The 15246-nt window shown below is 59.4% G+C and carries 12 protein-coding genes and 1 pseudogene; 10 read left to right on the top strand and 3 right to left on the bottom strand.

The features are described 5' to 3' along the window. Window positions 1-23 precede the first annotated feature (23 nt). Window positions 24-2846, top strand: coding sequence for an excinuclease ABC subunit UvrA (uvrA, locus tag H9Q75_RS05285; RefSeq protein ID WP_186565139.1), 2823 nt, complete (start codon window positions 24-26; stop codon window positions 2844-2846). 105 nt (window positions 2847-2951) lie between these two features. On the opposite strand, the gene murC is transcribed toward uvrA, so the two are convergent. Then, complete coding sequence (murC, locus tag H9Q75_RS05280; RefSeq protein WP_186565138.1) at window positions 2952-4328, bottom strand: UDP-N-acetylmuramate--L-alanine ligase; 1377 nt, start codon at window positions 4326-4328, stop codon at window positions 2952-2954. A 225-nt stretch (window positions 4329-4553) separates the two neighbouring features. Between murC and H9Q75_RS05275 the strand changes: the two are divergent. The 5 genes and pseudogenes from H9Q75_RS05275 (at window position 4554) to ybeY (ending at window position 7960) form a co-directional block, all read left to right on the top strand. Then, window positions 4554-4821: pseudogene (locus tag H9Q75_RS05275) on the top strand (DUF1905 domain-containing protein). Window positions 4822-4950: 129 nt separating this feature from the next. Further along, window positions 4951-5220, top strand: coding sequence for a YabP/YqfC family sporulation protein (locus H9Q75_RS05270; protein WP_186565137.1), 270 nt, complete (start codon window positions 4951-4953; stop codon window positions 5218-5220). 14 nt (window positions 5221-5234) lie between these two features. After that, entirely contained in the window at window positions 5235-6452 is a 1218-nt protein-coding gene (locus H9Q75_RS05265; RefSeq protein ID WP_186565136.1) for a sporulation protein YqfD, read from the top strand. 42 nt (window positions 6453-6494) lie between these two features. Continuing rightward, window positions 6495-7466: a PhoH family protein gene (locus H9Q75_RS05260; RefSeq protein WP_186565135.1), complete on the top strand. Its 972-nt coding sequence runs from the start codon at window positions 6495-6497 to the stop codon at window positions 7464-7466. Then, window positions 7466-7960 carry an rRNA maturation RNase YbeY gene (gene ybeY, locus H9Q75_RS05255; protein ID WP_186565134.1) on the top strand — a complete coding sequence of 165 codons (495 nt, stop codon included), beginning with the start codon at window positions 7466-7468 and terminating at the stop codon, window positions 7958-7960. Before H9Q75_RS05260 ends, ybeY begins: the two co-directional genes overlap by 1 nt. Window positions 7961-8228: 268 nt before the next feature. Here the strand turns inward: ybeY and H9Q75_RS05250 are convergent, their stop codons facing one another. After that, window positions 8229-9233 (bottom strand): electron transfer flavoprotein subunit alpha/FixB family protein, encoded by a 1005-nt coding sequence (locus tag H9Q75_RS05250; protein WP_186565133.1) that lies wholly within the window; start codon window positions 9231-9233, stop codon window positions 8229-8231. Between the two features lie 14 nt (window positions 9234-9247). Then, complete coding sequence (locus tag H9Q75_RS05245) at window positions 9248-10051, bottom strand: electron transfer flavoprotein subunit beta/FixA family protein (RefSeq protein ID WP_186565132.1); 804 nt, start codon at window positions 10049-10051, stop codon at window positions 9248-9250. Between the two features lie 425 nt (window positions 10052-10476). On the opposite strand from H9Q75_RS05245, the gene H9Q75_RS05240 reads away from it, so the two are divergent. Genes H9Q75_RS05240 through H9Q75_RS05225 form a run of 4 tightly spaced genes read left to right on the top strand, consistent with a single transcriptional unit; the run spans window position 10477 to window position 15206 of the window. After that, entirely contained in the window at window positions 10477-12228 is a 1752-nt protein-coding gene (locus H9Q75_RS05240; RefSeq protein WP_186565131.1) for an acyl-CoA dehydrogenase family protein, read from the top strand. A gap of 18 nt (window positions 12229-12246) precedes the next feature. Further along, complete coding sequence (locus tag H9Q75_RS05235; RefSeq protein ID WP_186565130.1) at window positions 12247-13224, top strand: enoyl-CoA hydratase/isomerase family protein; 978 nt, start codon at window positions 12247-12249, stop codon at window positions 13222-13224. 29 nt (window positions 13225-13253) lie between these two features. Then, window positions 13254-14393, top strand: coding sequence for an acyl-CoA dehydrogenase family protein (locus tag H9Q75_RS05230; RefSeq protein WP_186565129.1), 1140 nt, complete (start codon window positions 13254-13256; stop codon window positions 14391-14393). Window positions 14394-14420: 27 nt separating this feature from the next. Then, complete coding sequence (locus tag H9Q75_RS05225; RefSeq protein WP_186565128.1) at window positions 14421-15206, top strand: enoyl-CoA hydratase/isomerase family protein; 786 nt, start codon at window positions 14421-14423, stop codon at window positions 15204-15206. Window positions 15207-15246: the final 40 nt, after the last annotated feature.

The raw sequence follows: 15246 nt of genomic DNA, 5'->3' as shown, positions 1-15246 counted from the left end.
GAATTTCAAAGGAGTCAAACGCGATGCTCGACCATATTTCCGTCAAAGGCGCCCGCGCCAACAACCTGAAGAACATTGATGTGGATATCCCACGGGATAAGCTGGTGGTGCTTACCGGCCTGTCCGGCTCGGGTAAGTCCAGCCTGGCCTTTGACACCATCTACGCCGAGGGACAGCGCCGGTATGTGGAATCTCTGTCCTCCTATGCCCGGATGTTCCTGGGCCAGATGGAAAAGCCCGATGTGGACTACATTGACGGCCTTTCCCCCGCCATCTCCATCGACCAGAAGACCACCAGCAAGAATCCCCGCTCTACCGTGGGCACGGTGACGGAGATCTACGACTACCTGCGCCTGCTCTGGGCCCGGGTGGGCACCCCCCACTGCCCCATCTGCGGCAAGGAGATCAAGCAGCAGACCATCGACCAGATTATCGACCAGGTGCTCACCCTGCCTGAGGCCACACGCATCCAGGTGATGGCCCCGATCATCCGGGGCAAGAAGGGGGAGCACCAGAAGATCTTTGAGGACGCCCGTAAGTCCGGCTATGTCCGGGTGCGGGCGGACGGCTCTTTGTACGACCTGTCCGAGGAGATCAAGCTGGACAAGAACAAAAAGCACAACATTGAGGTGGTGGTGGACCGGCTGGTCATCCGGGAGGACATCGCCCGCCGCCTCACCGACAGCGTGGAGACCGCCTCCGCCCTGGCCGGGGGCCTGGTGGTGATCAATATTGTGGGGGAGGACCGGGATATCCTTTTCTCCCAGAACTATGCCTGCGAGGACTGCGGCATCTCCATTGAGGAGCTCACCCCCCGCATGTTCTCCTTCAACAACCCCTTCGGCGCCTGTCCCACCTGTACCGGTCTGGGCAGCCAGCTCAAGGTGGACCCGGCCCTCATCATTCCCAATAAAAAGCTGTCCATCCTGGACGGGGCCATTACCGCCTCCGGGTGGAGCAACATCAAGGGGGACGGTATCTCCCGGATGTACTTCGAGGCCCTGGCCAAGCGCTATGGCTTTAAGCTCAACACCCCGGTGGAGGACCTGCCCCCGGAGGTGCTGGATATCATCCTCTACGGCACCAAGGGGGAAAAGCTCAAGCTCACCTACGAGCGGGGGGAGGGCCACGGCACCCTGTACCAGGCCTTTGAGGGCGTGGTCAACAACCTGGAGCGCCGTTATCGGGAGACCCAGTCCGATGGGGTGCGGCGGGAGCTGGAGGAGTGCATGGCCGAGCGCCCCTGCCCGGACTGCGGCGGCAAGCGCCTGCGGAAGGAGTCCTTGGCGGTCACCGTGGGGGGCATCAACATCGACGAATTCTGCCGTAAGTCGGTCACCGACGCCCTGGCGTTTGTGGAACATCTGGAGCTCTCTCCCCAGAAGATGCTCATTGCAGAGCGCATTTTGAAGGAGATCAAAGAGCGGCTGGGCTTCCTCCAGTCCGTGGGACTCCAGTATCTGACCCTGAGCCGGGCCGCCGCCACCCTCTCCGGCGGCGAGAGCCAGCGCATCCGCCTGGCCACCCAGATCGGCTCCTCCCTGATGGGGGTGCTCTATATCCTGGACGAGCCCTCCATCGGCCTGCACCAGCGGGACAACGACATGCTGCTGGAGACCATGAAGCACCTGCGGGATCTGGGCAACACCCTGCTGGTGGTGGAGCATGACGAGGACACCATGCGCGCGGCGGACTATATTGTGGACATCGGCCCCGGCGCCGGGGTCCATGGCGGACAGGTGGTGGCCTGCGGCACCGCCGAAGAGGTGATGAACACCCCCGGCTCCATCACCGGCGACTACCTGTCCGGCCGGAAAAAGATCCCCGTGCCCGCTCAGCGGCGGAAGGGGAATGGGAAGGTCCTTACGGTCCGCGGGGCGGAGGAGAACAACCTGCGCCGGGTGGACGTGTCCTTCCCCCTGGGGACCTTCACCTGCGTCACCGGCGTGTCCGGTTCGGGCAAGTCCTCCCTGGTCAACGAGATCCTCTACAAGCGCCTGGCCGCCGACCTGAACCGGGCCAAGACCCGGGCGGGAAAGCACGAGGCCATTGAGGGCGAGGAATATCTGGATAAGATCATCGCCATCGACCAGTCCCCCATCGGCCGCACCCCCCGGTCCAACCCGGCCACCTACACTGGACTGTTCAACGACATCCGGGACCTGTTCGCCTCCACCCAGGACGCCAAGACCCGGGGCTACGGTCCGGGACGCTTCTCTTTCAACGTCCGGGGCGGCCGGTGCGAGGCATGTCAGGGCGACGGCCTTTTGAAGATTGAAATGCACTTCCTGCCCGACATCTATGTGCCCTGCGAGGTGTGCAAGGGCAAGCGCTACAACCGGGAGACCCTGGAGGTGCGCTATAAGGGCAGGAACATCTATGAGGTGCTGGACATGACGGTGGAGGAGTCCCTGCCCTTCTTTGAGCACCTGCCCCGGCTGTACAATAAGCTCCACACCCTCTACGAGGTAGGGCTGGGCTATGTGAAGCTGGGCCAGCCCTCCACGGAGCTCTCCGGAGGCGAGGCCCAGCGGGTCAAGCTGGCCACCGAACTGGCCAAGCGCTCCACCGGCCAGACCATCTATATCCTGGACGAGCCCACCACCGGCCTGCATACCGCGGACGTGCACAAGCTGATCGAGGTGCTGCAGAAGCTGGTGGATGCGGGGAATACGGTGGTGGTCATTGAGCACAACCTGGATGTGATCAAGACCGCCGACCACGTGATCGACCTGGGCCCCGAGGGGGGCGACGGAGGCGGCAATGTCGTGGTCACCGGTACCCCGGAGGAGGTGGCTGCCTGTCCGCAGTCGTATACGGGGCAGTATCTGAAGCGGATGCTTTGAAAGAATGGAAAATGTCCCCCTGTGGGAGGCCCCCTAAAAAACCAATCCCCCTGTGGAGCAGCTCACTACTCCACAGGGGGATTTTTCAAAGACAACGATGGCCCCTCACACCTGGCTCCCGACCAGAGCCTCGCCCACGGTATAGATGTCGCCGGCGCCTACGGTGAGGATCAGATCGCCGGGCCGGGCAAGTTCCTTCAGATACGCGGTCAGCTCCTCCAGAGAGGCAAAGTAGCGGGAGCCAGGGATCTCCCGGGCCAGGTCCCTGGAGGATATGCCGATTTCATTGGTCTCCCGGGCGGCGAAGATCTCGGCCAGCAGCGTCACATCCGGCTTTTGCAGCACCTGCACAAAGTCGTCAAAGAGGGCCTTGGTGCGGGAATAGGTGTGGGGCTGGAACGCGCAGATCACCCGCTGGTAGCCCAGGCTCGCAGCGGTGTCCAGCAGGGCGCGCAGCTCACCCGGATGGTGGGCATAGTCGTCGTAGACCTCCGCGCCGTGGAAGGAGCCCTTGTGCTCAAAGCGCCGGCCCGCGCCCCGGAAGGCGGCCAGACCCTCCTCCACCGCGTGGGGGGGCACTGCCAGGGCGATGGAGGCTGCTGCTGCGGCCAGGGCGTTGCGCACATTGTGCTCGCCGGGCACGCTCAGCCTTATATGGGCAAATTGGGCGTCACGATAGATGATGTCAAAGGAGGGCAGCCCTTTCTCCCAGGTGAGATTAGCCGCATGCACGTCGCCCTCGCTGAGGCCGAAGGTGAGGATGGGGCGGGTCTCCCCACGGAGGGTATCCATGGTGTTGGCGTCGTCCCGGTCGGCTACGATGAGGCCGCCCTCGGGCACCAGGTCGGCAAAGGCGCGGAAGGAGTGCTCCACGTCCTGCAGATCCCGGAAAAAGTCCAGGTGGTCAGCCTCAATATTGAGAATTACCGCCACGGTGGGGAAGAAGGAGAGGAAGGAATTGCAGTACTCGCAGCTCTCCAGGATGATGGTGTCCCCGTGACCTACCCGGTGGCCCGCCCCAAGCAGGGGCAGGGTGCCGCCGATCATGACCGTGGGGTCCAGCCCGGCGGCCATAATGATGTGGGTGCACATGGAGGTGGTTGTGGTTTTGCCGTGGGTGCCCGAGATGCACAGGGCATTTTTGTAGCTGCGCATAATAGAGCCCCAGGCCTGGGCACGCTCAAAGACCGGAATGTCCAGGGCGCGGGCGGCGGCGATCTCCGGGTTGGAGTCATGGACGGCGGCGGTGCGGATCACCAGGTCCGCACCCTGTACGCTCTCAGGCACATGGCCGATCACCACCGGGATTCCGAGGGAGCGCAGATGGGCCACCGCGGCGCTCTCATGCTGGTCAGAGCCAGTGATCTCCATCCCCATCCCCTTGAGTACCTCGGCCAGGGGAGACATGGACACGCCGCCGATGCCAACCAGGTGGGCGCGGCGTCCGGGGACGATATAGTCATGGATATTGGTAACCTCCATGGGAGTCAATCACCCTTTTATGAAAGAATTAAGATTTCGTCCTATTTCAGAGACGCTTTAAGGCATTTGGCTACGAAATTATAATACGGACCGGCAGAAATAGCAAGAGCCGTTTTGCCCATCCGGTGCTTACGTACGGTGTGCCGCTGGGGGGATATATGGTGTCTGATGCTATTATAGCTTCCAAATCCGGGAAAGATACCAAAAAGGGAGGAGAAAGCGCATATGAATACCCGTATCTATGAATTTGAGGCAGTACTCCGAAAAGTGCCGGATATTGATGGAGCGTATGTGGAGTTCCCTTATGACGTACAGCGTGAATTTGGGAAGGGCAGGGTAAAGGCATGCCACCTTTGATGGGGAGCCCTATGACGGCAGCTTGGTACGGATGGGGACGCTCGGGCATATCATCGGCGTACGCAAGGACCTGCGTGCAAAACTGGGAAAGGGTCCCGGAGAGCGCATCCGGGTAACCATCCGGGAGCGAAGCTAGGCGTTTTCCGCCGGGACAGGCAAACATCGGCCCTTCGCCGCATAGGCATTAGGGAGCCGCTGGCGGACATTCCGCGGGATCTCCCGCAGGGGGTCTGACCAGTGCTTTCCTGGACGAGGAGGGCGGACCATGGAACGAAAAGGATTTTTGGAAAAGACAGCCGAGGTGTTTGACCTGCCGGGCGATGTGGTGGCTGGACTGCCCCGGATCGAACTGACCGGCAGCCGGGAGCTGCGCATGGAAAACCACAAGGGCATTCTGGCCTATGGCAGTCAGGAAATCCATATCTCCGGAGGCAAGCTCATTATCAAGGTGCGCGGTGAGGGGCTGGAGCTGAAGTCCATGAACGCCAGTCAGCTGCTGATCACCGGCAGCATCACCGGCGTGGATCTGACCTGAAGGGGGGCGGAGGAATGCTGCGGAGAACCGTCAATTTCTTTCGGGGCAGCGTGCGCCTGGAGGTGTCCGGTGCCTTTCCGGAGCGCTTTTTGAACCTCTGTGCCCAAAACGGCGTGGTGTTCTGGGCGGTAGAGTGGCAGGACGAGCACTGCCTGCGCTTGACCGTCACCCGCAGCGGGGCGCGCCGGGCAGCCCCGTTGGCCGAAAAGGTGATGTGCACCGCCGTGCCCGCCCGGACATCGGGGGTGCCTTTCTTTTTGGGGCGCTTTCGAAGACGCTATGCCCTTCTGGCAGGGCTGGCGCTCTCTCTGCTGGCGGTATGCGTGTTTTCCCGTTTTGTGCTCACCGTGGATGTACAGGGAAATCAGAACGTGTCCACGGCGGAGATTCTCACGGCCCTGCGCAGGCAGGGCCTGCGCCCCGGGGTATACGGGCCCGGACTGGACGAACAGCAGATTATCAATGAGACCCTGCTTCAGCTGCCGGAGCTGTCCTGGATGAGCGTCAACCTGTATGGTACCCGTGCGGAGGTGCTGGTGCGGGAGGCGGTGCCCAAGCCGGAGCTGGTGGATGAGACGGTTCTGGGGGATGTGGTGGCCGAGTCGGGCGGCATCATCACCCATATGGAGGTGCTGGAGGGTGAGGCCGCCCGGGCGGAGGGAGACACGGTGGTGGCTGGCGAGGTGCTCATCTCCGGAAATGTGAAGCTGGAGGGGCCCAAATATGGGGGTGGCGTGGATCTGGGCTGGCAGCAGGTCAGGGCGGCCGGACGGATCTGGGCACGGACCTGGCGCACTCTGACGGCTGAAATTCCCCTGCAGGTCCAGGTGAAGGAGCTCACCGGCGAGGAACAGAGCCGTTGGAGTCTCATTTTCCTGGGACAACGGCTGAATTTTTGGGGAAAGAGTGGAATTTCCTATGAACAGTATGATAAAATAAACACGACCTGGACCGCGCGGCTGCCTAGCGGGCGGGAGATGCCCCTGGCCTTAAGCCGGGAGACGCTGCGGGAATATACCACGGCTGCTGCGCAGGTGGACCGGGCGGCTGCGGAACAGCTGCTCCGCGACCGGCTGGCCGAGGCCCTTGCGCTGCAGCTGGGGGATGGGGAAGCGGTGCGTACCGATTATACGGTCCGGGAGCGGAACGGCGTGCTGGAAGTAACCCTCCTGGCGGAGTGCCGGGAGGAGATCGGCCGCTTTGTCCCATGGGAGGGCGTGCAGCCCCAGTGACCGGCCGGCGCCCGTCACCAAGGATAAAAGGAGCGTTTGCATTTGACGGAACAGACGATCAGCGTGGAGCGCATGGAGGACGCCATCGACGTCTTTGGGTCCTTTGACGAGAACATTAAGCTCATCGAGCATGAGCTGGGCGTGAGCGTGGTCAGCCGCGGCTCGGATTTGAAGATCTCCGGCGAGGCGGAACAGGTGCTCTACGCGGTGAAGGCCTTGGAGGGCCTGCACTCCCTGGCCGCGCGGAAGGAGAGCATTACCGAGCAGAACGTGCGCTACATCATCAACCTGGTGCGCGCCGGGAACGAGGCGCACATCAACGATATTGCCCGGGATGTGCTGTGTGTGACGGCCAAGGGAAAGCCCATTAAGGCCAAGACCCTGGGGCAGAAAAAATACGTGGAGGCCATCCAGAAGAACACGGTCACCCTGGGGGTGGGGCCGGCGGGCACCGGCAAGACCTACCTGGCGGTGGCCGCGGCGGTGTCGGCGTTCCGGGCGAAGGAGGTCAACCGCATTATCCTCACCCGCCCGGCCGTGGAGGCGGGGGAGCGGCTGGGCTTCCTGCCCGGCGACCTGCAGAGCAAGGTGGACCCCTATCTGCGGCCCCTGTATGACGCTCTCTTTGAAATGCTGGGGGCCGAGACCTACCAGAAGTATTTGGAGCGGGGAAATATTGAGGTGGCCCCCCTGGCCTATATGCGGGGGCGTACCCTGGACGACTCCTTTATCATTCTGGACGAGGCCCAGAATACCAGCCGGGAACAGATGAAGATGTTTCTCACCCGGCTGGGCTTTGGCTCGAAAATTGTCATCACCGGCGACATCACACAGATTGACCTGCCCCGGGACACGGTGTCCGGCCTGAAGGAGGCCATGCGGGTGCTCCAGAATGTGGAGGACATCGCCATCTGCCGCCTGGGGGAGGCCGACGTGGTCCGGCATGTGATCGTCCAGCGTATTATCAAGGCCTACGAGGCCGATGAGGACCGGCGGAACAGGGGGAAAAAGTGATGGCAAAAACACACTATATTCCGATTACCGCCGACGTGCCGGGGGTGTCTGGTAAGGAGAACTGTGCCTTGATCCGCAGGGTGATCCGCACAGCCCTGGAGGCGGAAGGAATGGCGCTTCCGTGCGAGGTAGATGTGCTTCTGACCGGAGACAGCGGCATTCAGGCGATCAACCGGGAGATGCGGAATGTGGACGCAGCCACGGATGTTCTGAGCTTCCCAGAGTTCGAACTCAAGCCGGGAGAACTGCCCGGACCAGAGGTTGCGGACCCGGCCACCGGCCTGATTCCGCTGGGGGATATGGCCATCTCGATGGAGCATGTGGCGGCACAGGCCAGAGATTACAACCATCCAAAGCGGCGGGAACTGGCCTATCTGGTGACCCACTCGGTGCTCCACCTGCTGGGATACGACCATCTGGACGAGGGGCCCCAAAAGGCCCGGATGCGCGCCCGGGAGGAGGCCATCCTGGGGAAGCTGGGAATTGAGCGGTAAGGACAGCTTGAGCAATACAGAAAAGGGTTCAAAGAAGTCCTGTCACACATAAAGTGTGACAGGACTTCTTGTGCATAGAAAGGGCAGGGGCCCCGGACGCAAAGCGTCCGGGGCCCCTGCCCTTTCTAAACCTCTCCGGCTGGGGGCGGCCTCTTTGCCACGAAGGGAGGAGACGGCCCGGCGACCCTGTCCGTCGCCATGCAGCGCATAGGGCGGCCGTTTCCGGTCCCATAGGAGCGGAGGCGGCAGCGGGGAGAGCGGAAAGGACCTATCCCTTCGTTTTGCGAAGCATCTCAATGAGGGCAGGGACCACCTCAAAGATATCTCCCACAATACCGTAATCAGCCACATCGAAGATGGGGGCTTCCGGGTCCTTGTTGATGGCTACGATGACCTCGGAACTGCTCATACCCGCCAAGTGCTGGATCGCACCGGAGATACCGCAGGCGATGTACAGCTTGGGGCCCACAGTCTTTCCGGTCTGTCCCACCTGGTGGGCATGGGCAATCCAGCCCGCATCTACAGCGGCACGGGATGCGCCGACAGTAGCGCCCAGAATGTCTGCCAGTTCACGGATGGGAGCAAAGCCCTCCGGGCTGCCCACGCCCCGTCCGCCGGACACGACGATTTCTGCACCCTCCAGGTCCACCAATTCACTGGCCGTCTCCTGGATGACCTTCAGCAGACGGGTGTGGATCTCTTCGGGACACACGTGAAAGGATTCCAGGATGACTTCGGCCCGATTCTCGCCGGGCTGGATCCTTTTGAATACGCCGGGCCGCACCGTGCCCAACTGTGGCCGGTGGTCCGGGCACAGGATGGTGGCCATCAGATTGCCGCCGAAGGCTGGGCGGGTCCAGGCCATATTGCCGCTTTCCTCATCCACATCTAAGCTGGTACAGTCCGCAGTCAGGCCTGTCTTAACCCGGCAGGCCAAGCGGGGCCCCAGATCTCGGCCGGTGGGAGTAGCGCCGATGAGCATAGTGGTGGGGCCATATTTCTCAATCAGGTGATACAAGGCGGCTGTGTAGGCATCAGTGGTATATAACCGGTACTCCTCACCCTCCACCAGAATCACCTTATCTGCGCCATAGACGCCGGCGGCCTCCACTGCGGACTGGGCACCGCAGCCAATGACTACGGCCACCAGGGCTCCGCCCTGCTTGTCCGCCAGCATGCGGCCTGGGTTCAACAGCTCTAGTCCGACATTTTTGGCGGAGCCGTCCGCATTGGTTTCTACAAATACCCATAAATCCTTTGTCTTTGCTTCCATTGCTGCATCCTCCCTTAAATGATATGCGCTTCGCCCAGCAGGATTGTCAGTTTTTGGGCAGCTTCAGCGGCGGATTCCTCCTGAATGAGGACACCGCCCTTTTTGCGCTGGGGCACAAAGGTCTTTTTCACTTTTGTGGGGGAGCCTTTTAGGCCGATGCGGCTGGTGTCGATATCTGGGAAGGCATCCTCTCCAAGCGTGGGAATTTCCGCCCGATTAGCCGCCATTTTGCGTTTAATTGTGGGGTAACGGGGATCCCAGGATGGTTTGGTGAAGGTCACCACGCAGGGGAAGTCAATCCCAATGATCTGGTTGCCGTCGTCGCCCTCTTTGACGACCTCCAAACCATCCTCCACAGCCTCGGCGGACAAGCCGTAGGTCACTTGGGGACAGCTCAGCCATTCGGCAATCTCTGGGCCAACTTGGGCGGTATCTCCATCAATGGCCTGCTTGCCGCAGAAGATAGCGTCAAATCTGCCCTCAACCTCTTCGATTTTGCGTATTGCACGGGAGAGGATGTAGCTGGTGGCCAGGGTGTCTGAGCCGCCGAAGGTTTGGCCGGAAACCAGGTAGGCTTTATCCGCCGCAATGGCCAGGCACTCCTTCAGTGCGTTTTTTGCCTGCTCCGGGCCCATAGATACCACAACTATTTTGGTATCCGGAGCCTGATCCTTTATCCGGGCCGCCGCCTCCAGGGCATAGCCGTCGAAAGGGTTGACCACGCTGGGAACTCCGTCGCGGATCAGGGTATTGGTCACCGGATCAATTTTAATCATCGTCGTATCGGGTACCTGTTTGACACAAACCAAGATGTTCAAAACGATTCCTCCTGTTTAACTATTTGGCATTTTCTCTGCCTATGCAGTTAGTAAGGAAAGCAAAAAGAATGCCAACTCTGCCTCGGGAAAGTGGTGAAAGCACTGAAGGGCCTGATATGGCTGGGAAAGGGGAGGAAGAGACCCATAGCTGTGTGCAGAGCCCAAGGCAGCAGGGGTGCAAAGGTTTGCGCGGAGGAAAATGGAGGCGTTTGCACGGTCTGCACAAAGCTGGATGTAAAAGCACTTTGAAGTAGCCTAAAAGGTTCGAATAAGTAGAATAAAATGGACAAAAAATGAGCGTTTTACACGAAAAAAGCGGAAAAGCTGAGTTGGCACAGCGCTTGCTAAAAAGAGAAGTCAGAAGACGTCTGCCACCGTACGGCAAAAAAGCGGGCGGATATGTGAGACAGAAAAAGGAGAGCGCTATGAAAAAGAACTTATTGCTCAACCCCCAACAGATGGCACAGGTGATGGGGGATCCCAAGACACAGGCTCTGCTCAACCAGACAGTAGCATTTTTTGAGCACAAGGGCAACTACTCCATGAGAATCGACTCCAAGGCACGCAGGCTGCCCAGCGATTGGTACCAGTTTATTAAGGAATCCGGACTGTTTGCCACTATGCTTACCCCGGCGGGCTATGGTGATGATCCGGATGCCCGTTGGGATCACTATCGGATTTCCGCTACCAGTGAACTGTTAGGGTTTTATGGACTCTATCAGTACAACTATCAGGTATCGGTACTGGGCGTGGGGCCCATCTGGATGTCGGACAATGAGGTGCAAAAGCGTGAACTGGCTCAGTTGCTTAAGGAGGGGCATGTGTTTGCTTTCGGCATGTCCGAGCGCAACCACGGCGCGGATCTGTACAGCAACGAGGCAAATATCAAAAGAGTAGGTGAGGGCCGCTATGTAGCCAACGGGGAGAAGTACTACATCGGAAATTCCTCCCGGGCTCCCAAGATTTCCTGCCTGGGCCGGGATGCGGATACCGGGGAGTTTGCATTCTGGGTAGTGGACTGCCGGGACCGACACTGTAAATACTGCGGCGACATTGATGTGGTGGGTATGTTCACCGGGCAGCTGGGTACGTTCGATATGATTGAGTACCCCATTGCGGAGAAAGACATTTTGGCCCGGGGGGATAAGGCGTTTGCCCTGGGACTGTCCACCATCAACATCGGAAAGACCCAAACCAGCATCAAGGTGGTGGGCATGACCACCCATGCCCTCTATGAGTGCATCAATCACTCTCACAACCGGTATCTCTACGGCAAGCGTGTGACCGATATGCCGCATATCCGCCGCAGTCTGCTGGAGGTTTGGTCCCGCATCGTTATGACCCGCATGTACGCCTATCGGGCGGTGGATTATTTCCGCCAGGCCAATAAGGAGACCGACCGCCGCTACCTGCTCTTTAACCCGCTCCAGAAAGGATACGCCACCACGGAGTCGGAACGGGCGGTGATTATGATCCACAATATTATGGCAGCCAAGGCCTACGAAACCGATACCTATGCCGAGACGGCAGTGCGGCAGACGGGCAACAGCATGCGCCTGGAGGGAACGGCCCATGTAAACATGTCTCAGGTGGTCAAATTTATTCCCAACTACTTTCACAGCCATGTGGACTATCCTCCGGTTCCCGATGGGAAGATGGTGAAGGACGATACGGCCAATTGCCTGGATCAGGGCTTTGGAAGGGTACGGGAGATCAAGTTTGCCGACTACCGTCGATCCTTTGCTGGGTGCGAGCTGCCCAACGTAATGATTTTCCTGGAGCAGGCCGCAGACTTTGGACGGTTCAGCGATGAGACCCCCATGACCAAAGCCCAGAGCGCCAACCCGGACTTTATGCTCAATGTGGGCAACATCTTCGGCGCTATCGTTTACGGCCAGCTGGTGTATGAAAAATGCCGCATTGAGGGAGTGGAGGATCTGGTGATCGATCAGCTTTTCAGCTACCTGGTCAAGGATATCAATGGCTATGTGACCCGTGCGGTGAGTGAGTATGCCGGATATTTTGAGCCTGGACAGCAGGAGAACCTGCAGCGCATTTCCCGGCTTCCAAGAAATGATTTCGACCGGGAGGAGCAGATTTTGAAGGACTATGTGTTTGCCCTGGACGGCGCCTACAAGAGCTCTTACGGCGTGGTCATCAACGGCGAAAAGAAATAAGACTGCGGAGGTGAAAACGTGATTCAGCTTAGTGATCTGCGGACCGTTTACTCCAATGAGGAGGCCGCCCTGCTGGATATGGGCGACGGGATCGGGTGCCTCCAGTTCCGGTCCAAGGGGAACAGCATTTCGGCCCCGGTACGTGAGTTTATCGTGGAACTGCTGGCCCATAACCTGTATGAATTTGACGGTATGGTTATCGCGTCCCAGAGCAAGCACTTCTCTGTAGGGGCCAACCTGGTCAACATGAAAAACAACATTGACGCCAAAAACTTTACCGCTATGGAGAACAACGTGCGATCTTTCCAGAGCATGACCGCGGGAATCAAATACAGCAAAAAACCCATTGTGGCGGTGCCTTATCGAATGACCCTGGGCGGCGGCCTGGAGGTGGTGCTCCACAGTTCCGCACGGGTAGCTTTGGGTAAATGCTATATGGGCCTGGTGGAGACCGGCGTGGGTCTGCTCCCGGGAGGCGGGGGCACAAAATGCACTGCCATGCTGCTGGACGGACTTACTGGTCAGGCCCTGGAGGAGACGCTGATCCGCCTGTTTGACAAGCTTATCTTTGGCAAGGTCTCCAAAAACGCCCAGGAAGCCAGAGAGATGATGTATCTCTACGAGGACGACATCATTGTGGAGGAAGAAGAGGACTTGATTGCCGTGGCAAAGGCGCGGTGTCTGGATCTCATCGCCGAAGGCTATCAGCCCCCGGCTGCCGGGGCGGCAGTGCTGCCGGGCAAGGCGGGCTACGATCTGCTTCTGCGCCATAGTGAGGCGCTGCAGGCAGAGGGGAAGATTACGGCCTACGATTTTGAAATCGGCAAAAGGATCGCCCTGATTCTGGCGGGCAGCAGCACAGAGAACGCCAGGGAGTATACCGAACAGGAGATTCTGGACCAGGAGAGGCGCTGCTTTGTGGAACTGACCCAGAGCGAGGGGACCTATCGGCGGATCGACCATTTCCTGCGTACCAACGAGAAACTGAGAAACTGAACAACTATCGGCAAAAAGGAGGAAGGTAAATGGCGAAGAGTTATCTGTTGACCGATGAGCAGCTGGAGCTGCAGAAACTGGCTCGAGAATTCATGGAGAAGGAGATTAAGCCCTATGCGGCCGAGTGGGACGAAAAGGGCGAGTATCCGGCAGCAGCCATTCGCAAGGGCATGGACGTGGGCTTTCACCTGATGGGCATCCCGGAGGAATACGGTGGCATGGGGCTGGATAATGTAACCAGCTACATCATTCGGGAAGAGTTGGCCAAGGGTGATGCGGGCTACAGTGTATCCATCGGGGCCAATGGCTTGGGGTTTACCCCCCTAGTCCTGGCGGGCAACGAGAAGCAGAAGCAGCTGCTGGCTGACATCGTGATCCCCGGTGCCCTGACGGCATTCTGCCTTACTGAGGCCCAGGGCGGATCCGACGCCGTCAACAGCCGCACTACTGCGGTAAAGGACAGGGAGGAGTATGTCATCAACGGCGCCAAGGCGTTTATTACAAACGGCGGCGTAGCTGGGCTGTACACCGTGTTTGCCATGACAGACCGGGAGAAGGGCGCCCGTGGCATGTCTGCCTTTATGGTGGAGGCCGGCCGGCCTGGCCTGTCTGCGGGCAAGGAGGAGAACAAGATGGGGATCCGGTCCTCCAATACCACCGAGGTGGTGTTTGACAACGTGCGGGTACCTGCCGACCACCTGATCGGTAAAGAGGGCGAGGGCTTCAAGATTGCCATGCAGACCCTGGACCGTACCCGTCCGGCCTCCTGCGCCGGAGCCGTTGGCATTGCCCAGCGGGCCATTGATGAGTGCGTCAAGTATGCACAGGAACGTGTGGTGTTCGGTAAGCCCATCAGCAAGTTCCAGGGCATCTCCTTCATGATTGCCGATATGGAGATTCAGACACAGGCGGCCCGACAGCTGGCCCTTTATGCCTGCCGTCTGCTCGACAACGGAATTATCGACTCGGTGGTGGCCTCCGCAGCCAAGACCTTCGGCGGCGACAATGCCATGAGGGTGGCCACCGACGCAGTGCAGGTACTGGGCGGCTTCGGTTACAGCCGGGAGTATCCGGTGGAAAAGCTTATGAGGGACGCCAAGATCTATCAGCTCTTTGAGGGCACCAATCAGGTGCAACGGCTGGTCATTGCCGGCAATCTGATGAAATAAGACGCAGGACAGAAAGGGAGGTACAAGATGTATACCACAATTCTTACCAAGGTGGAGGATAAAATCGCCACCATCACCATTAACCGGCCGGAACAGAGCAACGCCTTTGCCCAGGAGACCTACATAGAGGTGCGGGACGCACTGCTGGCCTTTGGCAAGGACCAGGATGTGGGGGCCATTGTGATTACCGGTACGGGCAAAAACTTTTCCGCTGGCGGTAACATCGCCAATATGAAGAAGTACATTGACGACAAGACCTATATGTCCGAGCGGGGCCCAATGCTCACCGGCATGATGTCCGTGGCCTGCCGCCGCTGCCCCAAGCCGGTGATTGCCATGGTTAACGGCGCGGCAGCCGGAGCGGGGGCTGGTCTAGCCCTGGCCTGTGATTTCCGTATTGTCAGCCCCCGCTCCAAGCTGATTATGGCATTTATTAACCTGGGGCTGCCCGGCGACACTGCGGGCATGTACCACGTGGGTAAGCTGGTGGGAACCGCCAAGGCTATGGAGATGATGATGCTGGGCGAGCCCATTGGCGGCGAGCAGGCCTATGGCTGGGGACTGGCCACCCGTTTGGCCGCAGACGATACCCTGGAGGAGGAGACCTATCAATTTGCTAAAAAGATTGCCCATCGGGCCACCTACGGCTTTGCCAAGCAGAAGATGATGATGAACAAGTATTTTTATCCCGAACTGGACGCCTTCATCGTGGACGAGACCGCAGGTATGTGTGAGTGCTCCCGCACTGAGGACCACGCCGAGGCGGTCCACGCCTTCCTGGAAAAGCGTGCCCCTGTATTCAAAGGAAAGTAAGAACCGGATCAGACGATGAAAACTGAATTAGAATTGGAGG

This window comes from Lawsonibacter celer (assembly GCF_014281125.1).
In the GTDB taxonomy this organism is placed as follows: domain Bacteria; phylum Bacillota; class Clostridia; order Oscillospirales; family Oscillospiraceae; genus Lawsonibacter_B; species Lawsonibacter_B celer.
Note: the sequence above shows the minus strand (reverse complement) of the source record. Positions and strands in the feature narration are given on the sequence as shown.

What these genes read in the sequence shown, in the direction of transcription:
- H9Q75_RS05270 (WP_186565137.1), top strand. Translation starts at nt 4,951, where the DNA reads ATGGAACGAAAAGGATTTTTGGAAAAGACAGCCGAGGTGTTTGACCTG.
- H9Q75_RS05265 (WP_186565136.1), top strand. Translation starts at nt 5,235, where the DNA reads ATGCTGCGGAGAACCGTCAATTTCTTTCGGGGCAGCGTGCGCCTGGAG.
- H9Q75_RS05225 (WP_186565128.1), top strand. Translation starts at nt 14,421, where the DNA reads ATGTATACCACAATTCTTACCAAGGTGGAGGATAAAATCGCCACCATC.
- ybeY (WP_186565134.1), top strand. Translation starts at nt 7,466, where the DNA reads ATGGCAAAAACACACTATATTCCGATTACCGCCGACGTGCCGGGGGTG.
- H9Q75_RS05250 (WP_186565133.1), bottom strand. Translation starts at nt 9,233, where the DNA reads ATGGAAGCAAAGACAAAGGATTTATGGGTATTTGTAGAAACCAATGCG.
- uvrA (WP_186565139.1), top strand. Translation starts at nt 24, where the DNA reads ATGCTCGACCATATTTCCGTCAAAGGCGCCCGCGCCAACAACCTGAAG.
- H9Q75_RS05240 (WP_186565131.1), top strand. Translation starts at nt 10,477, where the DNA reads ATGAAAAAGAACTTATTGCTCAACCCCCAACAGATGGCACAGGTGATG.
- H9Q75_RS05230 (WP_186565129.1), top strand. Translation starts at nt 13,254, where the DNA reads ATGGCGAAGAGTTATCTGTTGACCGATGAGCAGCTGGAGCTGCAGAAA.
- murC (WP_186565138.1), bottom strand. Translation starts at nt 4,328, where the DNA reads ATGGAGGTTACCAATATCCATGACTATATCGTCCCCGGACGCCGCGCC.